At 62.9% G+C, this 21,287-nt stretch carries 21 protein-coding genes and 1 tRNA gene; 8 read left to right on the plus strand and 14 right to left on the minus strand.

Going from position 1 to position 21,287, the window contains the following annotated elements:
* Nucleotides 1–125: 125 nt before the first annotated feature.
* Together GYA94_RS10125 and GYA94_RS10130 are read right to left on the minus strand one after the other, a co-directional pair.
* Entirely contained in the window at nt 126–1,505 is a 1,380-nt protein-coding gene (locus GYA94_RS10125) for a nucleobase:cation symporter-2 family protein (protein WP_110676044.1), read from the minus strand.
* A 250-nt stretch (nt 1,506–1,755) separates the two neighbouring features.
* Complete coding sequence (locus GYA94_RS10130; protein WP_003251184.1) at nt 1,756–2,427, minus strand: Bax inhibitor-1/YccA family protein; 672 nt, start codon at nt 2,425–2,427, stop codon at nt 1,756–1,758.
* A gap of 132 nt (nt 2,428–2,559) precedes the next feature.
* Here GYA94_RS10130 and GYA94_RS10135 point away from each other — a divergent pair.
* A tRNA-Ser gene (locus GYA94_RS10135) sits at nt 2,560–2,647 on the plus strand.
* Between the two features lie 175 nt (nt 2,648–2,822).
* On the opposite strand, the gene nhaA is transcribed toward GYA94_RS10135, so the two are convergent.
* From nhaA to GYA94_RS10150, 3 genes are all read right to left on the minus strand, one after another.
* Entirely contained in the window at nt 2,823–4,184 is a 1,362-nt protein-coding gene (gene nhaA / locus GYA94_RS10140) for a Na+/H+ antiporter NhaA (protein ID WP_110677135.1), read from the minus strand.
* 176 nt (nt 4,185–4,360) lie between these two features.
* Nucleotides 4,361–5,002 carry a 3-oxoacid CoA-transferase subunit B gene (locus tag GYA94_RS10145; RefSeq protein ID WP_110677133.1) on the minus strand — a complete coding sequence of 214 codons (642 nt, stop codon included), beginning with the start codon at nt 5,000–5,002 and terminating at the stop codon, nt 4,361–4,363.
* An 8-nt stretch (nt 5,003–5,010) separates the two neighbouring features.
* The gene (locus tag GYA94_RS10150; protein WP_161892255.1) at nt 5,011–5,706 is read right to left on the minus strand and encodes a 3-oxoacid CoA-transferase subunit A; all 696 of its coding nucleotides are present in this window, start codon (nt 5,704–5,706) and stop codon (nt 5,011–5,013) included.
* Between the two features lie 1,903 nt (nt 5,707–7,609).
* On the opposite strand from GYA94_RS10150, the gene GYA94_RS28655 reads away from it, so the two are divergent.
* Nucleotides 7,610–8,260 carry a methyl-accepting chemotaxis protein gene (locus GYA94_RS28655; protein WP_370593820.1) on the plus strand — a complete coding sequence of 217 codons (651 nt, stop codon included), beginning with the start codon at nt 7,610–7,612 and terminating at the stop codon, nt 8,258–8,260.
* Nucleotides 8,261–8,285: 25 nt separating this feature from the next.
* On the opposite strand, the gene GYA94_RS10160 is transcribed toward GYA94_RS28655, so the two are convergent.
* A complete protein-coding gene (locus tag GYA94_RS10160) occupies nt 8,286–9,503 on the minus strand; it encodes an amidohydrolase family protein (RefSeq protein ID WP_029885005.1) in 1,218 nt (405 codons plus the stop codon).
* Between the two features lie 206 nt (nt 9,504–9,709).
* A complete protein-coding gene (locus tag GYA94_RS28165) occupies nt 9,710–9,895 on the minus strand; it encodes a hypothetical protein (RefSeq protein WP_029885004.1) in 186 nt (61 codons plus the stop codon).
* Between the two features lie 495 nt (nt 9,896–10,390).
* Here GYA94_RS28165 and GYA94_RS10170 point away from each other — a divergent pair, with 495 nt between their 5' ends.
* Together GYA94_RS10170 and GYA94_RS10175 are read left to right on the plus strand one after the other, a co-directional pair.
* The gene (locus GYA94_RS10170) at nt 10,391–10,744 is read left to right on the plus strand and encodes an SH3 domain-containing protein (RefSeq protein ID WP_029885003.1); all 354 of its coding nucleotides are present in this window, start codon (nt 10,391–10,393) and stop codon (nt 10,742–10,744) included.
* A 410-nt stretch (nt 10,745–11,154) separates the two neighbouring features.
* Nucleotides 11,155–11,349: a hypothetical protein gene (locus GYA94_RS10175; RefSeq protein ID WP_029885002.1), complete on the plus strand. Its 195-nt coding sequence runs from the start codon at nt 11,155–11,157 to the stop codon at nt 11,347–11,349.
* 130 nt (nt 11,350–11,479) lie between these two features.
* Here GYA94_RS10175 and GYA94_RS10180 read toward each other — a convergent pair whose 3' ends face one another.
* Nucleotides 11,480–12,385: a LysR family transcriptional regulator gene (locus GYA94_RS10180; protein ID WP_161892257.1), complete on the minus strand. Its 906-nt coding sequence runs from the start codon at nt 12,383–12,385 to the stop codon at nt 11,480–11,482.
* 98 nt (nt 12,386–12,483) lie between these two features.
* Between GYA94_RS10180 and GYA94_RS10185 the strand changes: the two genes are divergently transcribed.
* Nucleotides 12,484–13,245 (plus strand): sulfite exporter TauE/SafE family protein, encoded by a 762-nt coding sequence (locus tag GYA94_RS10185; RefSeq protein ID WP_009682109.1) that lies wholly within the window; start codon nt 12,484–12,486, stop codon nt 13,243–13,245.
* A 1-nt stretch (nt 13,246) separates the two neighbouring features.
* On the opposite strand, the gene GYA94_RS10190 is transcribed toward GYA94_RS10185, so the two are convergent.
* From GYA94_RS10190 to GYA94_RS27655, 4 genes are all read right to left on the minus strand, one after another.
* Nucleotides 13,247–14,668, minus strand: a complete 1,422-nt coding sequence (locus tag GYA94_RS10190; protein ID WP_161892258.1) for a GGDEF domain-containing protein — start codon at nt 14,666–14,668, stop codon at nt 13,247–13,249.
* A 134-nt stretch (nt 14,669–14,802) separates the two neighbouring features.
* Nucleotides 14,803–16,635: an SLC13 family permease gene (locus tag GYA94_RS10195; protein ID WP_161892259.1), complete on the minus strand. Its 1,833-nt coding sequence runs from the start codon at nt 16,633–16,635 to the stop codon at nt 14,803–14,805.
* Nucleotides 16,636–16,779: 144 nt separating this feature from the next.
* Entirely contained in the window at nt 16,780–17,172 is a 393-nt protein-coding gene (locus GYA94_RS10200; protein ID WP_009682112.1) for a glycine zipper domain-containing protein, read from the minus strand.
* A 77-nt stretch (nt 17,173–17,249) separates the two neighbouring features.
* The gene (locus GYA94_RS27655) at nt 17,250–17,423 is read right to left on the minus strand and encodes a hypothetical protein (protein ID WP_167524220.1); all 174 of its coding nucleotides are present in this window, start codon (nt 17,421–17,423) and stop codon (nt 17,250–17,252) included.
* Nucleotides 17,424–17,644: 221 nt separating this feature from the next.
* On the opposite strand from GYA94_RS27655, the gene GYA94_RS10205 reads away from it, so the two are divergent.
* Entirely contained in the window at nt 17,645–18,805 is a 1,161-nt protein-coding gene (locus tag GYA94_RS10205; protein WP_161892260.1) for a GGDEF domain-containing protein, read from the plus strand.
* A gap of 1 nt (nt 18,806) precedes the next feature.
* Here the strand turns inward: GYA94_RS10205 and GYA94_RS10210 are convergent, their stop codons facing one another.
* A complete protein-coding gene (locus tag GYA94_RS10210; protein ID WP_009682115.1) occupies nt 18,807–19,097 on the minus strand; it encodes an RcnB family protein in 291 nt (96 codons plus the stop codon).
* A 116-nt stretch (nt 19,098–19,213) separates the two neighbouring features.
* On the opposite strand from GYA94_RS10210, the gene GYA94_RS10215 reads away from it, so the two are divergent.
* Together GYA94_RS10215 and GYA94_RS10220 are read left to right on the plus strand one after the other, a co-directional pair.
* Nucleotides 19,214–19,564, plus strand: a complete 351-nt coding sequence (locus tag GYA94_RS10215) for a hypothetical protein (protein ID WP_161892261.1) — start codon at nt 19,214–19,216, stop codon at nt 19,562–19,564.
* Nucleotides 19,565–19,683: 119 nt separating this feature from the next.
* A complete protein-coding gene (locus tag GYA94_RS10220) occupies nt 19,684–20,505 on the plus strand; it encodes a class I SAM-dependent methyltransferase (RefSeq protein ID WP_161892262.1) in 822 nt (273 codons plus the stop codon).
* On the opposite strand, the gene GYA94_RS10225 is transcribed toward GYA94_RS10220, so the two are convergent.
* On the minus strand, nt 20,506–21,273 hold the full coding sequence (locus GYA94_RS10225) for an SDR family oxidoreductase (RefSeq protein WP_054913018.1): 768 nt from the start codon (nt 21,271–21,273) through the stop codon (nt 20,506–20,508).
* Nucleotides 21,274–21,287 lie beyond the last annotated feature (14 nt).

The raw sequence follows: 21,287 nt of genomic DNA on the forward strand, positions 1-21,287 counted from the left end.
GGGCTGCAAAGCAGCCCGGGGCTTCAGCGCAAATGCACAAATTGCTGGGGCTGCTTCGCAGCCCATCGCGACACGAGGCCGCTCCTACCGGGATTGCGCAAGGCCCTGTCAGAAGGGAGAAGGCCTCAAGCCTGTTCCTTGCTCTCCGGCAAGAACCAGTTCAGTACCAGGGCACAGATGCCACCGGTCGCCACGCCCGACTCCAGCACATTGCGCACCGCCGCCGGCATGTGTGCCAAGAACTCCGGCACCTGCGCCACACCCAGGCCCAAGGCCAGGGAAACAGAGATAATCAGCAGCGCCCGACGATCCAGCCGAGTACTGGCCAGGATATTTATCCCAGACGCCGCAACCGCGCCGAACATGACCATGGCCGCACCACCCAGCACCGGCTCCGGCACCGCCTGGATAACTCCGGCAACACTCGGGAACAGCCCCAGCAGCACCAGCATCACGGCAATCCACATACCAATGTGGCGGCTGGCGATACCCGTCAGCTGAATCACCCCGTTGTTCTGGGCAAAGATCGAGCTCGGGAAGGTGTTGAACAAGCCCGCCAACAGCGAGTTGGCGCCGTTGACCAGCACACCACCCTTGATCCGCTGCATCCACACCGGGCCTTCGACTGGCTGGCGCGACACCTTGCTGGTGGCGGTCACGTCACCAATGGCTTCCAGCGACGTCACCAGGTAGATCACCAGCATCGGAATGAACAGCGCCCACGAGAAGCTCAGGCCGAAGTGCAGCGGCGTCGGCACCTGAAACAGCGCGGCCTCATGCATACCGGTGAAGTCCAGGCGGCCCATATAGCCCGCCAGCGCATAGCCGACCGCCAGGGCAATAACGATGGCACAGCTGCGCATCCACACCACCGGAATACGGTTGAGGATCACGATAATGGCCAGCACCACACCCGACAACAGCAGGTTCTCGCCATTGGCGAAGGTGCCATTGGCCATCGCACCGAAGCCGCCACCCATACTGATCAGGCCGACCTTGATCAGCGTCAGGCCGATCATCAGCACGACAATGCCGGTGACCAGCGGGGTGATCAGGCGTTTGACGAAGGGCAGGATGCGCGAAACGCCCATTTCGACGAACGAGCCAGCGATGACCACGCCAAAGATGGCGGCCATCACACCTTCGACTGGCGTGCCTTGCTTGACCATCAGCGCACCCCCGGCAATCAGCGGGCCCACGAAGTTGAAGCTGGTGCCCTGCACGATCAGCAACCCGGCGCCAAACGGCCCGAAGCGCTTGCACTGCACGAATGTGGCGATACCGGAGATTACCAGCGACATGGAGACGATCAGGTTGGTGTCCCGCGCGGACACCCCCAGCGCCTGGCAGATCAACAGCCCGGGCGTCACGATCGGCACGATGATCGCCAGCAGGTGTTGCAGCGCCGCCAGCAGCCCGATCAGCAGCCGAGGCTTGTCCTCGAGGCCAAGCACCAGCTCATTGGCGGGGGCCGATGCTGCTGGGCTGTGTTCATGTGTGCTCATGGCGGAAAGCTGCCCCTGAAGAAAAAAGGAGCGCATTCTACGGGGTGAAGGCAGATTGCGGTAGAGCAAAGCACGATGCCGACATGATCGGCGACCCTATGCTTAATTACCTGACTTTTCAGTCAAAAACCGCCCGCCGCGAATGTGCACTGCCGCGCCGGTTAACCCATGCTGAAGGCGAACACCGGCATGCCTTTCCCACACCCACAAAAAAGCCCGCCGAAGCGGGCTTTCTCACAAGCTACAACAATCAGTCATCACGCCCCATGATGCCAAACAGCTGGAGCAGGCTGACGAACAGGTTGTAGATGGATACATACAGGCTGATGGTGGCCATGATGTAGTTCCGCTCACCACCGTGAATGATCGCGCTGGTCTGGAACAGGATGCACACCGACGAGAACAGCACGAAGCCAGCGCTGATTGCCAGTTGCAGGCCGCTGATCTGGAAGAAGAAGCTGGCCACGACCGCACCCAGCAGCACAAAGAAGCCGGCAGTGATGAAGCCACTGAGGAAGCTCATGTCCTTGCGGGTAATCAGTACGTAAGCCGACAGACCACCGAACACCAGGGCAGTCATGGCAAATGCCGAGCTGACAACCTCGGCACCACCGGCCATGCCCAGGTAGCGGTTGAGGATTGGGCCGAGAATGAAGCCCATGAAGCCGGTAAGGGCGAAGGTGGAGACCAGGCCCCAGGCCGAATCACGCAGCTTGTTGGTCAGGAAGAACAGCCCGTAGAAGCCGATCAGCACCACGAACACGTTCGGGTAGCCGACACGCATTTGCTGGGCAACGAAGGCCATGACGCCGCTGAAGGCGAGGGTGAGCGCCAGCAGACTGTACGTGTTGCGCAGGACCTTGCTGATCTCCTGCTGCTCGACCTGCTGGCCGTGATGTACGGCATAATCCTGTTCGCGCATGGCGACACTCCTTGGTAAACCTGTGGTTTCGAACGTTCAGATGATGGGAGTCTACCAGAGCCATTGCAACCCGCGACACAGAGAGTTTGACAGCTTGTTTCATTACGGTATTATGGCGGCCGCAAACGAGCTGGAAGCGTGGCCGAGTGGTTTAAGGCAACGGTCTTGAAAACCGTCGATGGGCAACTATCCTAGAGTTCGAATCTCTACGCTTCCGCCATATTCTTCATCAAAGCCCCTGAAAATGGGGCTTTTTTGTGGGCGATGGTTTTTTGCCTCATGCTCATGCCAGCATCGGCGGCGCCGGCTGCTCCTGTAGATTGCAAAGGGCCGCCGGGCTGGCCAGGGCATTTCAGCCCCGGCCAGCCCGGCAAAGCGGCCCGGTGCAGGCGCTGCTAGGTTGACGAACCCAGGTTGCCTGCAGGAGCTGCACGGCGCACGCTACATACGCCCCAGGTCAGCCCCAACACCGCCGCGATCACCGAGGCCGATAGCACGCCAAGTTTGGCTGCCCCCAGTGAGCCGGGGTCGACGAACGCCAGGTTGGCGATGAAGATCGACATGGTGAAACCGATACCGGCCAACAGGCCCACCAGCGTGATGCTGCGCCAGTTCACCCCGGCGGGAAGCGCGCACCAGCCCAGGCGTACCATCAACCAGCTGACGCTGATGATGCCCAAGGGCTTGCCTGCGACCAGGGCGACTACCACGGCGATCATGACCCATTGTGGGCCCGCCGCAGACAGGTCGACCCCAGCCAGGCTGACCCCGGCATTGGCCAGGGCAAACACTGGCATGATGCCGTAGGCTACCCAAGGGTGCAGCGTGCCTTGCATCCGCACCACCGGCGGCAGCAGTTCGCGCTGGGCCAGGCGCAGGCGTTTCAGTGGGTCGATGAGTTCACTGGCATCGCGCTCTGGCGCTTTGGCGCGGCCCAGCAACTCGTTGGTGAAGCGGCTAATGGCGTCCAGAGGGCGCTCACGCATCGGCATGGCGGCTACCGGGGTCATCAGCCCGAGCACAACGCCGGCGAGGGTCGGGTGGGCACCGGTCAACAGGATGCCTAGCCAAACGATCGCACCGGGCACGATATAGGCGTAGGCCGATCCCACACCAATCTTCTGCAGCGCGATTACCATCAGCAGGCCGATCGCCGCGACGCCGAAACCGCTGTAGTCGAGGCCGCCCGAGTAGAAGACCGCGATGATCAGCACAGCGATAATGTCATCGATGATCGCCAGGGCAAGCAGAAACACACGTACGTTGGACGGAATCGACTTGCCCAGCAGGGCCAAGACGCCTACCGCAAAAGCGATATCGGTGGCCGTTGGCACTGCCCAACCCTGTTGGTCGGCTGGCGAATGAACGATACCGAGGTAGAGAAGCGCCGGTGCGGCTACGCCGCCGACCGCAGCGGCCATGGGCAGCATGGCCTGGCGCAGGCTGGCCAGGGCACCCTCGTGGATTTCGCGGCGGATCTCCATGCCCACCACCAGGAAAAAGATGGTCATCAGCCCATCATTGACCCAGAAATGCAGCGACTGCGCATACACGTGCGAGCCCACGCCGAACGTTATCGGGGCGTGCCACAGGGCTTCATAACTGTCGGCGGCAGGGGAATTTGCCCAGACAAGGGCGGCGATAGCGGCAACCAACAGCACGATGCCACTGACTGCTTCGATGTGCAAAAAGCGTTGAAGGCTGGCGAAGGCGCGCTCGGCCAGTTTCTGGGCGCGAGGCAAATCTGTTTTAGGCATAGGCGCAAGTACTCCCGCATGGCGGCCCGACCTGCGCTGTTCTTTAACCTGCCTCACTGCACCATGCAGCAGACACCCGGGCGCTAGTCTACCGAATAACCGCATTCAGATGAACCCGAATACGGTTATCGATCATTTGCCGCGAGGCTGCCTGTACAGCGGGCGTCTGCGCTCGATCACTGGATCAGTGGCACACCGCTGAGTTTCTGCAGTTCATCGAAGTCGATGTCTGCGCATATTTCGATCACTTTCAACCCATCAGCCGTAACTTCCAGCACTGCCAGGTCGGTGTAGATACGGCTGACGCAACCAATACCAGTCAGCGGGTAGGTGCATTCAGGCACCAGCTTGCTTTCGCCTGTCTTGGTCAGGTGGTCCATCATCACGAACACCTGGCGCGCGCCGGTGGCCAGGTCCATCGCGCCGCCCACCGCCGGGATCGAACCCTCGGCGCCGGTGTGCCAGTTGGCCAGGTCGCCCTTGACCGAAACCTGGAAGGCACCCAGTACCGCGATGTCCAGGTGGCCACCGCGCATCATCGAGAACGAGTCGGCATGGTGGAAGAAAGCGCCACCGGTCAACAGCGTCACGTGCTGCTTGCCGGCATTGATCAGGTCATCGTCTTCTTCGCCCGGGGCCGGGCTAGGGCCCATGCCCAGCAGGCCGTTTTCGCTGTGCAGGAATACTTCCTTGTCACCCAGGTAATTGGCCACCAGGGTTGGTGCGCCGATGCCGAGGTTTACGTAGGCACCTTCCTGAATGTCTGCGGCCACGCGCTGGGCCATCTCGGTACGGGAGAGCTTTTTGGTGATGGTCATGGCAGGCCTCATTCAGCGGTGGCAGGCGAAGCAGCGCTGGTGCCGGTGACGGCGACGACGCGCTGGACGAAGATACCCGGGGTAATGATGTGTTCCGGGTCCAGTTCACCCAGTTCGACAACCTGGTCGACCTGGGCGATGGCCGTCTTGGCGGCCATGGCCATGATCGGGCCGAAGTTGCGCGCCGCCTTGCGGTAGACCAGGTTGCCCCAACGGTCGCCTTTGTGCGCCTTGATCAGCGCAAAGTCGGCGTGCAGCGGCATTTCCAGCACGTACATGCGGCCGTCGATTTCACGGGTTTCCTTGCCTTCGGCCAGCAGCGTGCCGTAGCCGGTCGGCGAGAAGAACGCACCAATGCCCGAGCCCGCTGCGCGGATACGCTCGGCCAGGTTGCCCTGGGGTACCACCTCCAGTTCGATCTTGCCGGCGCGGTACAGTTCGTCGAACACGTACGAGTCGGACTGGCGCGGGAACGAGCAGATCACCTTGCGCACGCAGCCGGCCATCAGCAAGGCTGCCAGGCCGATCTCGCCGTTACCGGCGTTGTTGCTGATGATGGTGAGGTCGCGGGCGCCGGTGGCGATCAGGCCATCGATCAGCTCGGACGGCATGCCGGCAGTGCCGAAGCCACCGACCATGATGGTCGATCCGTCGGTGATCCCTTCCACCGCGCTGGCGATGGACTCGTACGTTTTATTGATCAAGGCGAGCTCCTGGTTGTTCCTGGAGTTGGAGTTGTCGGGCTGGCCGGCGCCTGTAAAGCGATGGGCCTGTCAGCATGTGCAATTGCTTGCTGACTTTGGCCATAGCGTGCCGCAAGACAGGGCTACAGTAGAGGGGGTTTGGCGGAATTCGTGCGATTATCGAACTGTTGTGCGATCTGCGAGCACCCCGAACGGCGGTGCAGTCGCGTGCGCTCAGGGGCTTGGCGCCTCCCTTTGCCCCTGCATGGTGCAACCCGCGACCTGACTGGCGTGTTTTTGCACCCTTAGCGGGCGGGATGCGGTGGTAAACCGTGATTCTACCCCGATGCCTCTATTGGCCTGCGACTTGCTATCAAATTGCCATTCGATGTCGCTTATGGTGAAGATAATGTCGCTTTCCAGTGCTTCTATGCAGTTGTCATCCCAAGAGAAGGGCTGGCTGCCCTGGTTTGGCAAAACCGGCAAGTTCAGCATGGGCTGGGCATGTCACTTGAACCGGGCAAATTATCCGCAAATCGAGCAAACCTTCGAGGCCATTGCCCAGACCCGCGTCCGTTTGCTGCAGGAGTGGGCGCACGAACAATGGGAGCACCTGGCCGAGCTGGCCGAGCAACTGGTCCCCGGCTTTGACCGGCTGGGCAGCGCGCAATTGCAGGACAAGCTGGCCCAGGCCGAGGACTTCTCCGAGCTGTTCGTCGTCGACCCCACTGGCAAGGTGCTTGCCTCGACCTGGCCGCAACGGGCAACAGCGCCCATCGAGCACACCCGTGCGCTGGCGCAGGGGCTGAAGGCGCCATTTTTGCACGGCCCCTATTGCGACCCGCTGACCTTGAGCATCGGCCCGTCCTCTTCGCGCTTTCACGATGAGGTAACCCTGATGTTCTACCAGCCTCTGAAGGTTACCGGCAACGTCGTGGGTTGCCTCTGTGGTCGCGTACCCAACGATGTGCTGGGCGATCTGATCCAGCGCGAGGCCGGGCATATTTACGCCGAATCGGGTGACAACTACCTGTTCATGGCGCAGTCGCGCTTCGACCCGACGATCCAGCCGGGTACGGCGTTGTCGCGCTCGCGTTTCGAGGATGCCACCTTCACCCACGGCGAGAACCTGAAAAACGGCGTTCACACCGCGTGGGGCACCGTGCAGGTGCAGCGCCATACCGAGCTGGAGCTGCGTTTCACCGACCCATCCACCCGCGAGCTGCACCCGGGGGTACGCGAAACCATCCGTTGCGGCGCCAATGTGTTCGTTACCTACCCCGGGTATTCCGACTACCGCCATGTGCCAGTGGTGGGCAAGGGCGTGACCTTCCAGCTGCCGGGCTCGCCGGACCGCTGGGGAATGATGTGCGAGGCAGACCTCGAGGAAGTGTACCGGCGCCGCTCGCTCAGTTATGGCTTGATGAAGCCCTACCTTGCGACGATGGTCGGCCTGTTCGGTTGCAACTACCTGGTGCAGCACTACGCGGGCCTGCCGCAGGGCCTGAACGAGGTGGTCGAAGCCTTGGCCATGCTCGCCGCCGCGGTGCTGTTCGGCATGCTCGGGCCGCGCCGTGTGGCGGCGCGCCTCAATGGCATGAGCAATGTGCTGCGGACCATCGCCGAGGGTGAGGGCAACCTGCGCCAGCGGCTGGATACCCACACGGTGGGTAACGATGAAAGCGGCGACATGGCCCGCTGGATCAACAGCTTCATCGACCGCCTGGATGCAGTGGTAGGGCAGGTGGTCAAGGCCAGCCACACGGTGGGCGTCACCAACCAGATGATGCTGGGCCGTAGCCAGGATGCCAGCGTCACTTCGGCTGACGTGGCCGAGGCCGTGCATCAGATGATGATCATCATGGAAGAGCAGTTGGGCGAATTGCAGCAGGCCTCGGTCAGCGCCGAGCAGATGAAGCAGGCCATGGACGAAGTGGTCACCCGCGCCCGCGAGCAGTTCCAGGCGGTGCAGGCCGGTACGCAGTCGATCCGCGACGTGGTGGCGCGCTCGTCCTCCAGTGTGCAACGCCTTGACAGCCGCATGGTCGAGATCGACAACATCACCGGGTTGATCAGTGACATTACCAACCAGACCAACCTGTTGGCGCTCAATGCTGCGATCGAGGCGGCGCGCGCTGGCGAGCACGGCCGTGGTTTTGCCGTGGTGGCCGACGAGGTGCGCAGCCTGGCGGCGCGAACGGCGCGGGCTGCCGATGACATACGCACCATGGTCGAGAGCCTGCAGGGTGAGACCCGTCAGGCCGTGAGTTTCATGGAGCGGGGCGTGCAGGACGTGGACAGCAGCCTGCGCCTGGCCGAGGACGCCTCGTCCGAAAACGTGCAACTGCACCAGGCGGTGGAGGGTATGTTCGCGATCATCCAGCAGCTCAACCGGCGCAGCCTGGAATATGGCAAGACCATCGAGCAGGTCAACCAGTCTTCCCACGAGATGCGCCAGACTGCGGTGGTGTTGCAGAGCAGTGCGCAGAAGGTGCGGGTGGATGCCGGCAAGTTGCAGAAGCTGGTCGGGCAGTTCGAGACCAGCGAAGAGGGCAAACGGGCGGCTGCCGCTTGAGTGCCGAAGCCGGCCAGGGCTGTTGTCAGCGCCGCAGTTCGGCAGCGAACTGGCCAGCCTGCAGGTGCACCTGTGCAGGCCCGCCCCAGAACGCGCCGTGGCGGACGATCACCCGTTCATGAATGGCAGCCGCCACCGCGGCCGCCGCATTGGGCGCCCTCAACAACACGAAGCTGGCCTCGTTACCCAGGTGCAGGCCGTAATCCTGCTTGCCCATGACCGCAGCACTGGCCTCGGTCGCCATCTGCAGCGCCACCCGCAGCTCTTCGTCGGTGTTGAACCCCGAGCGGTAACCGACCAGCATCGCCCGCTGCAGCATGTCGCCATTGCCATACGGCCACCAGGCATCCTGGATGTTGTCGTTGCCGGTGAACACCTGCACACCCCCGGCGCGCAAGCGCAGCACCGGCGGAAAGGCACGGTCGCCCGGGGCATTGGTCATGATCGAGATACCTGCGCCCGCCAACGCTTCGGCGGTGTGGTCGACCACCGCGTCGGTGACGTCGCCCAGGCCGTAGGCGTGGCTGACCGCAACTAGGCCTTGCATGCCCAGGGCCTGGGTGCGCGCGGCAATGCGCTGAAGTTGGGCGATGCAGATATCGCCGGGTTCATGCAGGTGGATATCGACTTTAACGCCATGCCGCTCAGCGATGCCGAAGACGATATCCAGCTGGGCGTCAGCGTCGCCGTCCAAGGTGGTGGGGTCGATGCCGCCAACCACCTGAGCCCCTTCGCCGATAGCGGCCTCCATGACCTGGGCGGTGCCAGGGCAGGTGACCACGCCGGCCTGGGGGAAGGCCACCAGCTCGATGTCGAGCAGGTGTTTCCAGTTGTCTCGGGCTTCGAGCATGGCGTGCAGGTGACTCAGGCCCGTGGTGGCGTCCACGTCCACATGGCAACGCATGGCCAAGGTGCCGTACGCAGCTGCCTGACGCATCAGCGCGTCGGCGCGCTCGATGATGGGCGGTGCGCTCGCCAGCTCACGTTTTTCCACGGCCAGGCGCTCGCGCAGGCTGGCGACAGGTTGGTGCGGGCGCCAGCGATCACCCACGAAGCTCTTGTCCAGGTGAATGTGGCCATCAACGAAACCCGGCAATACCAGCAAGCCTTCCAGGTCGATCGTTTCGCGGGCCGGGGTGCCGGCGCGCTGCGCGCCAATGTGGCTGATGCGGCCGTTGCTGACGGCAATGTGCAGGGGCAGGCCATCGGCATCGATGGCATTGATGAACTCACGGTCGTTCATGGAACTGGCCTTTTCTACTGGGGCTTGGTGGCTTGCCACGGTAAGGCGGATGAGCGCTTGCCTCCAATTAATTAATAGGATCAAGGCCAGTGGAATTGTGGATGCGGGGCAGCGTCAGCCGGCCGCAGGGGATCGTTGTGCGGGCCCCCAGGCGGCGCTTTTCAGCCCGGCAGGCTTCACCGGCTGGGGGCACCGCGTGGGTATTCTTACTGCAAGGTGTTTGGTTTGAGGTCATCTGGCAACTGCTGCAGAGCCGCCTCCAGTTGCGCGACAGACTGGGCAAGTTGATCAGCTTCCTGGTGTTTGCCCGCACTTCTCAGGCGGTCCCGCTCAATGCGCAGGTTCAGCAGGTTTTTCTGCAGTTTCAGGGCTGAAGCGTTGAAAGGGTCCATGGGCTTCTCACACTGTGGGCTTCCGTGCCGTTGTAGGAAACATGGACCGTAGCAGCTCGAATTACCTCTAGAAACTGATGTTTCATACAGGAAAATCTGGTGTTCGCGGTATTTCCTACATTGAGCGGTAAAGTTTCCTACAAGATGCATTTCTGTATATGTCGCCACGTGCCGTCTGGCATCCGGTATCCGCTGGGTTGGGCCGGTTCTCCCTCGGCAGGCCCACTGCGCAGGGCGCGATCAGCTTTGGAAATGTTATGTAGCACTTACCTTGCACAGCCAGCAGGTGCCGGGCCTTCAGCGACCTGTGCGGGACCTACCCCGGGCCGGTGCAACTTCTGCAAAACAGGGGCTGTCACAATGCTCTGCATGTCGCACGAAACACCGTGGCATTTGGTATGTATCATTGCCGTTGTCGCCCCATACATGCGCCGATGACGGGCGGTATATGCCGCCTGAGCCTGGCGCGAAGGTTTTCCGGCCAAGGAGAGGCCCATGCACTACGTTGTGATCGAATCCCACCGCAGTGAGTACCCGCGGCCTATCCGCTTTGCCAAAGGCACTTTGCTGGAGATTGGCCCGCGCTATGAAGGCGAGCCTGGCTGGCAGGACTGGTATTTGTGCAGTTGCACCGGCCAGGAGCCCGGCTGGGTGCCCGCGCAGCTGATTGAACGGCTCAGCGTTTGCCAGGGGCGGGCGCTCGATCATTACTGTGCGCACGAACTGGACGCCGACCCGGGGCAACTGGTGCAGATGGTGCGGCCGCTCAATGGGTGGCTGTGGTGTCGGCGCCATGGCAACGGCGAGCTGGGCTGGTTACCGGCAGAGAAGCTTCAGCAATTGGGCTGAGGGGCGCCCCAACGCTGCCACGTGTCGTGCGCTGCATCTGATACGCTTTTTTTGCGCCAACCTGAATCTGTAACCGTATCAGCCCAGGCCCGACAATACGCCCATTCCCGCTTCACAACTGTCGAGGTTCCAATGGGCAAGCTGGCGCTGTTCCTGGGGGGTTTTCTGCTACTCACTATTCTGATCGGTCTACTTGGCACCATTCCGCCAAGCTGAGGGTGATCGGTTTTTTCTGCGCGGCCCGTCTACCTCAAGCTCGGGCCCAATTTCCTGGCAAATGGCCACTATTCCCTTCGTCAGCATCGCTGGACCAGCGGTCGCTGCGTGGCATTTTCAAGCATTAATACCTCGTGTAGTCTCCCGCCGCCGCTCATTCGGGTCGGCCTTTTCCGCTGGGAGTCGACACATTAATGGAATGCAAGAAAGGCGCCTGCGCCGCCCTGGAGTGGCGTAGCCGTTTCCTCGCCGAGGGCACGTTGGATGAGCAGGGTTACGAGCAGGCGCTGCGCAATGCACAAGCGCTGGAGCAGGCTGGGGATATCAGCACGTCAGAGTGGATCGAGCTGGTAAAGCTGGCCAATGCGGCATTGCTGGGTGTGGGATAAGTCATTCTTTGCGTTGGGAAATCTGTCCACAAAAAACGTGGGTAGGTCTGTGGATAAAGTGCTGTAAGCCATGCCGGTGGCGGGCTCTGTTAAATTGAGCAGAAATTGAACAGCCTTTTCGAAGGGCTGTTCATGGCGCCCGGCCGGCCTGGCGCAGGGCTATCAGCAAGTCGCGCACCCGGGCGGGCAGCTCGCCAGCCGGGTATACCGCGTGCATCTGCGGGTCCTGGCCAGTGCTGGAGGTCAGGCGGTATGGCGCGCATACCCGCACCAGGCGCCCGGCCTTGACCTGCGCCTCGCCTACCCAGGCTGCCAGGCGCGCGATACCGGCACCCGCCAGGGCGCCGTGGTACACCGCAGTGCCCGAGGCCAGGCGCAACCGCGGCCTGGGCCGCACGCTGGTAATCTGGCCATCGCGGCAAAAGTGCCAGGCCTTGAGGATGCGCGGTGCGGTATGCAGGATCAGCGAGTGGCCTTCCAGCTGTTCGGGATGCGCCGGCGTACCGGCCAAGGCCAGGTACGCCGGGCTCGCATACAAGTGCCGCTGGTAGGGCCAAAGCGGGTAGCCGATCAGTTCGCTGGACTGCGGGAAGGCGCCGCGTACTGCAAAATCCAACTTGCCCAGCAGTGGGTCGAGCGCTTCGTCGCTGTACTGCACATCCAGCGTGACTTGGGGGTAGCGACGGGAAAAATCCGCGAGCACCTGGGGCAACAGGTGTTCGGCCAGCAGTTGCGGCACGGCGAAGCGGATCCAGCCTTGTGCGTTCCCGCTGAGCGCAGCCAGTTCGTCGGCTGCATCACGTTGCACATCCAGCAAGCGCTCGGCGTGCGGCAGCAAGCGTTCGCCCGCTGCGGTCAGGGTGACCGCATTGGCGTTGCGGTTCAGCAACTTGCTCCCGGCGTTGTCTTCCAGGGTTTGCACCGCGCGCGTAACCGCGCTGGGCGAACGCCCTAACGCCCGGGCCGCGGCGACAAAACTGCGCTTGTGCGCGACGCTGACGAACGCCTGAATTTCCCGCAGCATGTCCAATGCCATGCGCTGCTCCTTGTTGCAGTTTTCGCAATATGGCATTTCAACACAGCCACGCCCTTTTGGTTAGCCTTGCACCTGTACCCACTGCCTGGAACCGCGTCATGATGGATATCGCTGTACTTTCTGTATTCGCCTTTGCCGCCGGCCTGATCGATGCGGCCGTGGGCGGCGGCGGCTTGATCCAGATTCCCGCGTTGTTCAACGTGCTACCCACCGCGCAACCGGCGGCATTGCTAGGCAGCAACAAGCTGGCTTCGGTGTGTGGCACGGCCTTCGCAGCGCGTTCGTTCATCCGCAAGGTCACGTTGGACTGGGGCTTGATCGTGCCCGCGGCGGTCAGCGCCTTTGTCATGTCGTTCGCCGGTGCTGCCACGGTGTCGCTGCTGCCACCGGGGGTAATGCGCCCGGCGGTGTTGGTGCTGATCGTGCTGATGGCGGTGTACACGTTCTGCAAGAAAGACTTCGGCACCCTGCACAAACCGGCCCGGATCGGCCGCAAGGAGCAATGCCTGGCAGTGCTGATCGGTGGGGCGATCGGTTTCTACGATGGCCTGTTCGGCCCTGGCACCGGCAGCTTCCTGATCTTCCTGTTCATCCGCTTCTTCGCCCTGGATTTCCTGCACGCATCGGCCTCGGCCAAGGTCGTGAACATTGCCACCAACCTGGCGGCGCTGGTGTTTTTCGTGCCGTCGGGCAACGTGCTGTACGCCATTGCCCTGCCCATGGCCCTGTGCAATATCCTTGGCGCGTTGACCGGCACCTGGCTGGCCGTGCGCAAGGGCGCGGGCTTCGTTCGCGGGCTGTTCCTGGTGCTGTTGTGCGTGCTGATCGCCAAGCTGTCGTGGGATGTGTTCGTCGGCTGACTCACACCACCTGGCGCTGCGGGTCGGCATGCTCCACACAGTTGCGGCCGTGGGCCTTGGCCCGGTACAGCGCCTGGTCGGCGCTGGCCAGCAGCAGGTCCAGGCTGGGTGACGGCATGTGCGCTTCGCAGCCGGCCACGCCAATGCTGACCGTAATTTGCAGGCATTTGTCGCCCTGGACCACGTGCAGGTCCTGCACGGCACGGCGCAGTCGTTCGGCGGTGAACGTGGCCCGCTCGGGCGCAAGGCCTGGCATCACCACGACGAACTCCTCGCCGCCCAGGCGGGCAAACAGTTCATTGTTGTGCAACTGGTCTTGCAGGGCGCCGGCGAACTGGCGCAACACCTGGTCGCCCACGGCATGGCCATGGACGTCGTTGATCGACTTGAAATGGTCGATGTCCAGCATCATCAGGGTCAGTGGCAGTGCCTGGGCCTGCTGCCGGCTGTCCAGCAGCGCGTTGGCGCGGCGGGTGAAGGCGCTGCGGGAGAGCGCGCCGGTGAGGTGGTCGATGGTAGCCTGGTGGGCCAGGCGGGCCATGAGGCTGCGGTTGGCCTGGCTGACGCAGGCCACCACCAGCGGCCCGAGCACCAGCATGGCAATGCCCAGGCGCGCGGACAACAGTGTCGTCACCCCCGGCGCACTTTGCGGCACGCTGAAATGCATGAGGTTTTGTGCCACGGCCACGATCAGCGTACTCCCAGCGGTAAGTGCCAGCAGCGACACCAGAAACGGCGAGTAGGTCCAGGCACACCACAGCAGTGCGGCGATGGGGAAGGCGATGGCGCCAGGGCCGCCGAAGGCAATGCTGAACGCCAGTGAGGCCAGCAGCCCCAGCAGCGGTGCCAGCCGTACAGGCTGCGCGCCACCGCGTATCAGGGCTCGCATCGAGGGTGCAGTGAGCAGCACGGGCAGGATCAGCACACTGGTCGAGAACTGTTCGCTGAACCACGCCCGCCAGGTGGCGCCAAGGGACTGTTCAAACCAGGGCGCGGCCATGGCTGCTGCCATGCTGGCCGCGACCACGGCGCCGGCGGCACAGGCGGCGAACACGCTGAGTACACCCTGGGGGGTGCGCAAGCGCCGGTGCACACGGGGCAGGCGCGATAGCAGCAGCCAGAGAGTGACCACGACACCCAGGTTGCACAGGTTGAACCACAGTGCGGGCAGCCAGGCGCTGCCGCACAGCAGGTCGGCGCCGACCATGGCCAGCCACACCAGGCTGAAGCCGGCCAGCGTGGCTTGGCGCGGGTGCCGCAGCAACACGCCGGCCAGTACCGCATTCACAGGCCAGAACAATGACAGGGACTCGATCGGGCGCGCAAGAATGCCGCCCAAGGTAAGGCCGAAGGTCAGGCATAGCAGAGCAACGTAGGGCAACAGGCGCGATGGGGCTGGGAAAACCATGGGCTCGACCGGCAAGCGGAGACGAAATCCAGGACAACGCCTTGTAGCACCTGGGACTTTGCTCGGCAGTGTGTTTCGTCATGGCAGTTGATGTCAATCTGCCGCGGCCGGTCGTAATAATGCCAAATTGCCGCTACTGCTTGGCGTTTTTACTGCAGGCCGAAGAACCACGGCACCATCAGCACGGTGACCAGCATCACCAGCACGGTGAACGGCACACCGATCTTGACGAAATCGGCGAAGCGGTATTGGCCCGGGCCCAGCACCAAGGTGTTGACCGGCGAAGACACCGGCGTCATGAACGCCGCCGATGCAGCCAGCGCCACGGTCATGGCAAACGGGTAGGGCGACATGCCCAGCTGCGCCGCCGTGCTGACCGCAACGGGTGCCATCAGCACGGCCGTGGCGGTGTTGGAGATGAACAGGCCGATCACCGCGGTAACCGCAAACAGGCAGGCCAGAATGGCACTGGGGCCGGCTCCGCCCAGCACGCTGACCAGGCCGCCCACGGCCAGGTCGATGCCGCCGGTTTTCTGCAGTGCCTGGGCAAATGGCAGCATGCCCACGATCAGCACCAGGCTTTGCCAGTGGATGGCACGGTAGGCGCTGTTCATGTCGATGCAACGGCCTGCGCCCATCAGCAGGCAGCCGATCAGCGCGGCGATGACATTGGGTACCACGCCGCTGACCATCAGCCCCACCATGACTGCCAGGCTCAGCAACGCCTGCGGTGCGCGAGTGCGGGCTGGTGCTACCTGGTCGATCTCTGCAGGCAGGCTCAGTACCAGGAAGTCCTTGGGTTGGCCCTGCAGCAGGCGCACAGCCTTCCACGGGCCGACCACCAGCAGGGTGTCGCCAAGGCGCAGCTTTTCTTCTACCAACTGGTCTTCAATCGCCGCTTGCTCGCGGCGCAGGCCGACCACGTTGAGGTCATAGCGGGTACGGAACGCCAGTTCAAGGATGCTTTTACCGATCAGCTGCGAGCCAGGCGGCAGCGACACCTCGGCCATGCCCAGTTCCTGGGATTGGTCGATGAAATAAGCCGCCTTGAAGTGCAGGGGCTCCAGTTGCATGGTCTGGCACAGGCTACGCAGGTTGTCATGGTTGGCGAACAGGTCGAGCAGCAGCACGTCGCCCTGGTGCAGCACCGTATTGGAATCGGCGGTGATGACCCGGGTGGTGAACTTGTGCTGGCGCTCGATACCGATCACGTTGGCGCCATGCCGCGTACGCAGTTCCAGTTCGCCAAGGGTATGGCCGATCAGCGGCGAGTGGGGGCGGATGCGCAAGCGCCGCTCGCGCCCGTTGAGCTTGTAGTCCAGTACCAGGTCCAGCAGGGTGCGGCGGCTTTCCACGCGGCCGTCCTTGCGCACTTCGCCATTGAGCCAGTTGCGGGTCAGTAGCATGTAGCCGACACCCAACACCAGCACTACCAGGCCGAAGGGGGTGAAACTGAAGAAGCTGAAGCCGGCGTGGCCATGGCGTACCAGCTCGCTGTGCACCACTACGTTGGGTGGCGTGGCGACCAGGCTGAGCATGCCGCTGATCAGGCCGGCGAAGGCCAGCGGCATCATCAGGCGGCTGGGCGAGAGCTGCAGGCGCGCGGCAATGCTCAGCACCACCGGGATGAAAATGGCGACCACGCCTGTGGAACTCATGATCGAGCCCAGGCCGGCTACCGCCACCATCAGCAGCACCAGCAGGCGCGCCTCGCTGTTGCCGGCCCGCTCGCTCATCCACTCGCCAATGCGGTAGGCAATGCCGGTGCGTACCAGGCCCTCGCCGATCACGAACAAGGCGGCGATCAGCACCACATTGGGGTCGCTGAAGCCGGCCAGTGCCTGCTCCACGCTGAGGATGCCCAGCAGCGGCAGGGCAAGGATCACCATCAGCGCAACCACGTCCATGCGTGGGCGGTTGATGACGAACAGGACAATGACGATGGCCAGCAGGCCAAGCACCCAAAGCAACTCTTGGTTCATGGGGAGGGGGTGTTCCTTCACACAGGGGCACGTTAGACAGTAGCAGCCAGTGTGCCAGCTTGCGGTGAAGGGGGTGTTGATGTACTGCAGGGTTCAAGGCCGCTGCTGCCGATCGGCGTCAGCGGCCCCGTCCAGCTCGGCTGGTCAGTGACGGTGCCGGCGGTGCTTCTTGCCGCCACGGTCGTCGTCGCCCAGATGGTTGCCCAAGGCGCCCCCGGCGGCGCCACCCAGGCCTGCGCCTACGGTCGAGCCGGTCTGCCCGCCAACTGCACCGCCCAGCAATGAGCCGCCCGCCGAGCCCAGGCCGCCGCCCAGCGCCGCTTCGGTACGGTTGCCCTTGCGAGCCCCTACCGCACTGCCTGCTGCGCCGCCAACGCCAGCACCAATGGCTGCGCCGGTCTTGCCGCCTAATTGCTGACCAACCACATTACCCAGTACGCCACCCAGGCCACCGCCGATGGCGGCAGTACCATCACCGGCGAAAGCGCCTTGGCACAGCAGCAGGCCAAGGGCAACGGAAGGCAGAGTCAGACGCATGATGTGAACCTCGAAAATTTCACCAGGTTAAGGTGCCGCCTGAACGGCGGCGAGCCGGGGCTGTAGCCGCTTCGGCGTTAGTAACGGTCGCCGCGATATTGACGGTCGTCATCGTCGCGGTCATGCCGGTGGTGGCGATGGTCACGGTCGCGATCACGCCAGCCATCGTCGTCATGGTAGCGATGGCTGTGGCAACCTGCAGTCAGCAGTACAACAGCAACCAGCGAAAGGCTTGCAAGACGTTTTGTCACGAGATAGGTCCTTGATCCACAAAGGTTTACCGCACACTTTCTGAGACCCGGATCGATCCATTTGGTTTCCTGGGCGGGCAAAAATTTGTGCTATCCACGATCCTCCACGTGCTTCTCGGTTGCTGTTCTGTCCCGTACGGTCATGGCCGGGCGCCCGTGGCGGCTCTAGACTGCACGGTAAGCCGCAGCCAAGACGGCATTCTGCCACTCAGTGAATCATGATGATCGCGCATACTCCTACCTTGTTCGCCGCTGTTGCTTTGGTTGCCACCATCCTGGCGTTCTGCCTGTTGCTGGTCGGGCACGGCAACCGCCGCGACAACCTGATGCTCACCGGTTGCGGGTTGCTGGTGCACGCGCTGGCTTACGTCTGCTACACCCTTTACGCCCAGGCCCCCCTGTGGCTCAGCTACGGGCTGGGCAACAGCCTGCTTTCGCTGGCGCTGGCCTTCTATACGGCCAGCTTGTTCCGTGTGCGCGAGCGGGTAGTGCCCTGGCGGGTCATTTTCATCATCCCGGCGTTCATGCTGGTGGGGTTGATGCTGCTGCTCGATACCCTTGAGCCGCGCATGTTGCTGGCGACCCTGGTGCTGATGTTGCAATGTGCGCTGATCCTTTATTGGGCATGGCGCCATGGCGAACGACCGGGCAAAGCGCACCTGCTGCTGGAGATCGGTGCGCTGATCAGCCTGGTGGGCCTGGGCATGCGGGTGGTTGCGGTGGCCAATGGCACGGCTGTGGAAATGCGCTATGACACCAGCAACCTGAAACAGAGCATCTCGGTAGCCATTGGCACCGTGACGGTGATGATGTATTCGATCGGGCTGGTGCTGATGGCCAAGGAGCGCAGTGAATCGCGCCTGCAGCACCTGGCCTTGCATGATGTGCTCACCGGTACCCTCAACCGTCGGGCGATTCTCGAGCGCTTTGCCAGCGAACTGGACCGCGCCCGTGGGCAGCAGGTGAGCCTTGCGGTGGCGATGATCGATATCGACCATTTCAAGCGCATCAACGACTTGTATGGGCACTTGGCCGGTGACGAAGTGTTGTGCCATTGCGTACGGCAGTTGCAGCAACGCCTGCGCCAGGGCGATAGCCTCGGGCGTTACGGTGGAGAGGAGTTTCTGTTGCTGCTGCCTGCTACCGACCGCGCCGGGGCCCTGGCTGCCGTGCAAGGGCTGCGCGAGGCCATTGCGCGCAGCCCGGCCCGGTTTGCCGGCGACCACATCGAGCTACGTTTCAGCGTTGGCCTGTGGTGCGATGTGCCGGGGAGCAAAGACAGCACCGCCAGCCTGTTGGCGCAGGCCGATGCGGCGCTTTACCAGGCCAAGGCCGCCGGGCGCGACACCGTGCACATGGTGGCGCTGGACGCAGCGGGTTGAATCAGGACGCAGGCTGAATGGCCAGCACCACGCCGTTGGTAATCTGTATCAGCACATAGTGATCGCCCATGCGCACCCAGTGGCTTTCCTTCTCAGGCTGTGGCAGGCCCTTGGCTTTCCAGTTCTTGATGGCTTCCTCGTCACGCTTGTATTGGTCTGGCGCTTTGTCACCGACCTTCAGCTCGCGGTTGTGGGTTTCCGGGGCGGTGACGCTTTCTTCGCTCGAGGGGGCAGCGGTGGCAGCCAATGGCAGGCAGGGCAGGGCGGCGAACAGTAGATAGTGCAGTTTCATGGCAATGTCCTTATGACGGCTTGTATTGTCTGCGACAGCGGAATACGCGTGACAATTCACTCGCGCTGCGTGCCAATGCTAGAGTCGCTTCTTTTTCAAACCCCCGAGGATGGAACATGCGTGCGATTCTGCCGATGGCTGCGGCGCTGATGCTGGTTGGTTGTGCTGCTGCGACCATGGACACTGCCCGCGGCGGCAAGCCGACGGCGCAGCTCGACTCGCAGAAGGCGCCAGAGCTGGTGGCCCAGTGCATTCAGTACAGCTGGCAGGAAGAGAGGGTGTTCGGTGACGATGCCAGTGGCTACCTGCAACCGCGCAAGCAGGGCGGGTTGACGGTGTATACCCGTGAAGCCGAAGCGTTCGTGGACGTGTACCCGCAGGCCGCTGGCACGCGGGTCGACTACTACGCGCAGAAGCGCGACGGCGTGGCGCTGCAGCGCCGGGCAGCGGCAGCGACCTGCTTGTAAGGGGATTTGGCTACCCTTTGGCGGACAGAGACAGCTGGTTTACATTTTTTTGCAAGGTAGTTCTGTCGGCCAGTGAGTGCGGCGTCTAGCATCAATTGCTCGCATTCAAGGAAGACACCATGGACCATTCCCTGCAACTCAACCGTGCCAGTTGGGATGAACGCGCCCCGCTGCATGCTGCCTCGAAGGACTACGCAATCGAACAGCTCGTCCGCGACCGCGACCGGCTGTCCGACACCGTGCGTTTTGATTTGCCATTGTTGGGCGATATCGACGGCCTTGATGTGATCCACCTGCAGTGCCACATCGGCACCGACACCCTCTCCCTGGCCCGCCTTGGCGCACAGGTGTGCGGGTTGGACTATTCTGCCGCTTCGTTGGCCGAGGCCAGGGTGTTGGCAGCACGCTGCAGAACGTCTATCGAGTATGTCGAGTCTGATGTTTACGCGGCTGACAAGGCGCTGCCAGGGCGCACCTTCGATCTGGTCTACACCGGGATTGGCGCGCTCTGCTGGCTGCCTCGCATCGAGCCCTGGGCCCGTACCGTCGCGGCCTTGCTGAAACCGGGCGGGCGGCTGTTCCTGCGCGATGGCCACCCCATGCTGATGGCTGTCAACGAGGACCACCAGGACCGCTTGCAGCTCGAATATCCCTATTTCGAGCAGCAGGAGCCAACGGTGTGGCATAGCGACCAGACTTACGTCGAAACCGATCAGCGGCTGGCCCACAGCGAAACCCACGAATGGAACCACGGTCTTGGCGAGGTGATCAGTGCCTTGCTGAGCCACGGCCTGCACCTGACCACGCTGGTCGAGCACCAGAGCATCCCCTGGGAGGCGCTGCCAGGGCAGATGATCAAGGGCGACGACGGCGAGTATCGCCTTCGCGAACAGCCCGCACGCCTGCCCCTGAGCTATACCCTGGTGGCGGTCAAAGCCTGATCAGGACAGGAAACCACCGTCGACGTTCAGCGCGGTGCCGGTGGTATAGCTGGAGGCATCGCTGGCCAGGTAGAGCACCGCGCCGGCCATCTCCTTGGGGTCGGCCACGCGTTTGAGGGGGATCTGCTGCAAGGCCGCGTTGAGAATGGCATCGTTCTTCACCAGCGCCGAGGCGAACTTGGTGTCCGTCAGGCCCGGCAGCAGGGCGTTGCAGCGGATACCGAACTGGGCGCACTCCTTGGCGAACACTTTGGTCATGTTGATGACCGCTGCCTTGGTTACCGAATAGATACCCTGGAACAGGCCTGGCGAAACCCCGTTGATCGAGGCCACGTTGATGATGCTGCCGCCGCCATGCTCGCGCATCAGTTTGCCGGCCTCGACCGACATGAAGAAGTAACCGCGGATGTTGACGTCCACGGTTTTCTGAAAGGCGCCCGGGTCGGTGTCCAGCACGTTGCAGAATTGCGGGTTGGTGGCGGCGTTGTTGACCAGCACGTCCAGGCGCCCGAACTGTTCGCGGATGCCGGCAAACACGTGCTGGATCTGCTCCAGTTCACCGATGTGGCAGGCCACCGCCGTAGCCTTGCCACCTGCAGCGGTGATGGCGTCCGCCACTTGCTGGCAGCCCTCCAGCTTGCGGCTGGAAACGATCACGTGGGCACCTTGCTGCGCCAGCAAGTGCGCAATGGCCTCGCCAATGCCACGGCTAGCGCCGGAAACGAAGGCAATCTTGCCATCGAGGTCGAACAGGTGGGTCTTGGGCATGCTGTTTTCCTTGT

Source organism: Pseudomonas juntendi (assembly GCF_009932375.1).
Taxonomy (GTDB): Bacteria; Pseudomonadota; Gammaproteobacteria; order Pseudomonadales; family Pseudomonadaceae; genus Aquipseudomonas; species Aquipseudomonas juntendi.

Excerpts from the sequence above, each read along its gene's own strand:
- GYA94_RS10125 (WP_110676044.1), bottom strand. The coding sequence starts at position 1,505 with ATGAGCACACATGAACACAGCCCAGCAGCATCGGCCCCCGCCAATGAG.
- GYA94_RS10130 (WP_003251184.1), bottom strand. The coding sequence starts at position 2,427 with ATGCGCGAACAGGATTATGCCGTACATCACGGCCAGCAGGTCGAGCAG.
- nhaA (WP_110677135.1), bottom strand. The coding sequence starts at position 4,184 with ATGCCTAAAACAGATTTGCCTCGCGCCCAGAAACTGGCCGAGCGCGCC.
- GYA94_RS10145 (WP_110677133.1), bottom strand. The coding sequence starts at position 5,002 with ATGACCATCACCAAAAAGCTCTCCCGTACCGAGATGGCCCAGCGCGTG.
- GYA94_RS28655 (WP_370593820.1), top strand. The coding sequence starts at position 7,610 with ATGGACGAAGTGGTCACCCGCGCCCGCGAGCAGTTCCAGGCGGTGCAG.
- GYA94_RS10160 (WP_029885005.1), bottom strand. The coding sequence starts at position 9,503 with ATGAACGACCGTGAGTTCATCAATGCCATCGATGCCGATGGCCTGCCC.
- GYA94_RS28165 (WP_029885004.1), bottom strand. The coding sequence starts at position 9,895 with ATGGACCCTTTCAACGCTTCAGCCCTGAAACTGCAGAAAAACCTGCTG.
- GYA94_RS10170 (WP_029885003.1), top strand. The coding sequence starts at position 10,391 with ATGCACTACGTTGTGATCGAATCCCACCGCAGTGAGTACCCGCGGCCT.
- GYA94_RS10175 (WP_029885002.1), top strand. The coding sequence starts at position 11,155 with ATGGAATGCAAGAAAGGCGCCTGCGCCGCCCTGGAGTGGCGTAGCCGT.
- GYA94_RS10180 (WP_161892257.1), bottom strand. The coding sequence starts at position 12,385 with ATGGCATTGGACATGCTGCGGGAAATTCAGGCGTTCGTCAGCGTCGCG.
- GYA94_RS10185 (WP_009682109.1), top strand. The coding sequence starts at position 12,484 with ATGATGGATATCGCTGTACTTTCTGTATTCGCCTTTGCCGCCGGCCTG.
- GYA94_RS10195 (WP_161892259.1), bottom strand. The coding sequence starts at position 16,635 with ATGAACCAAGAGTTGCTTTGGGTGCTTGGCCTGCTGGCCATCGTCATT.
- GYA94_RS10200 (WP_009682112.1), bottom strand. The coding sequence starts at position 17,172 with ATGCGTCTGACTCTGCCTTCCGTTGCCCTTGGCCTGCTGCTGTGCCAA.
- GYA94_RS10205 (WP_161892260.1), top strand. The coding sequence starts at position 17,645 with ATGATCGCGCATACTCCTACCTTGTTCGCCGCTGTTGCTTTGGTTGCC.
- GYA94_RS10210 (WP_009682115.1), bottom strand. The coding sequence starts at position 19,097 with ATGAAACTGCACTATCTACTGTTCGCCGCCCTGCCCTGCCTGCCATTG.
- GYA94_RS10215 (WP_161892261.1), top strand. The coding sequence starts at position 19,214 with ATGCGTGCGATTCTGCCGATGGCTGCGGCGCTGATGCTGGTTGGTTGT.
- GYA94_RS10220 (WP_161892262.1), top strand. The coding sequence starts at position 19,684 with ATGGACCATTCCCTGCAACTCAACCGTGCCAGTTGGGATGAACGCGCC.
- GYA94_RS10225 (WP_054913018.1), bottom strand. The coding sequence starts at position 21,273 with ATGCCCAAGACCCACCTGTTCGACCTCGATGGCAAGATTGCCTTCGTT.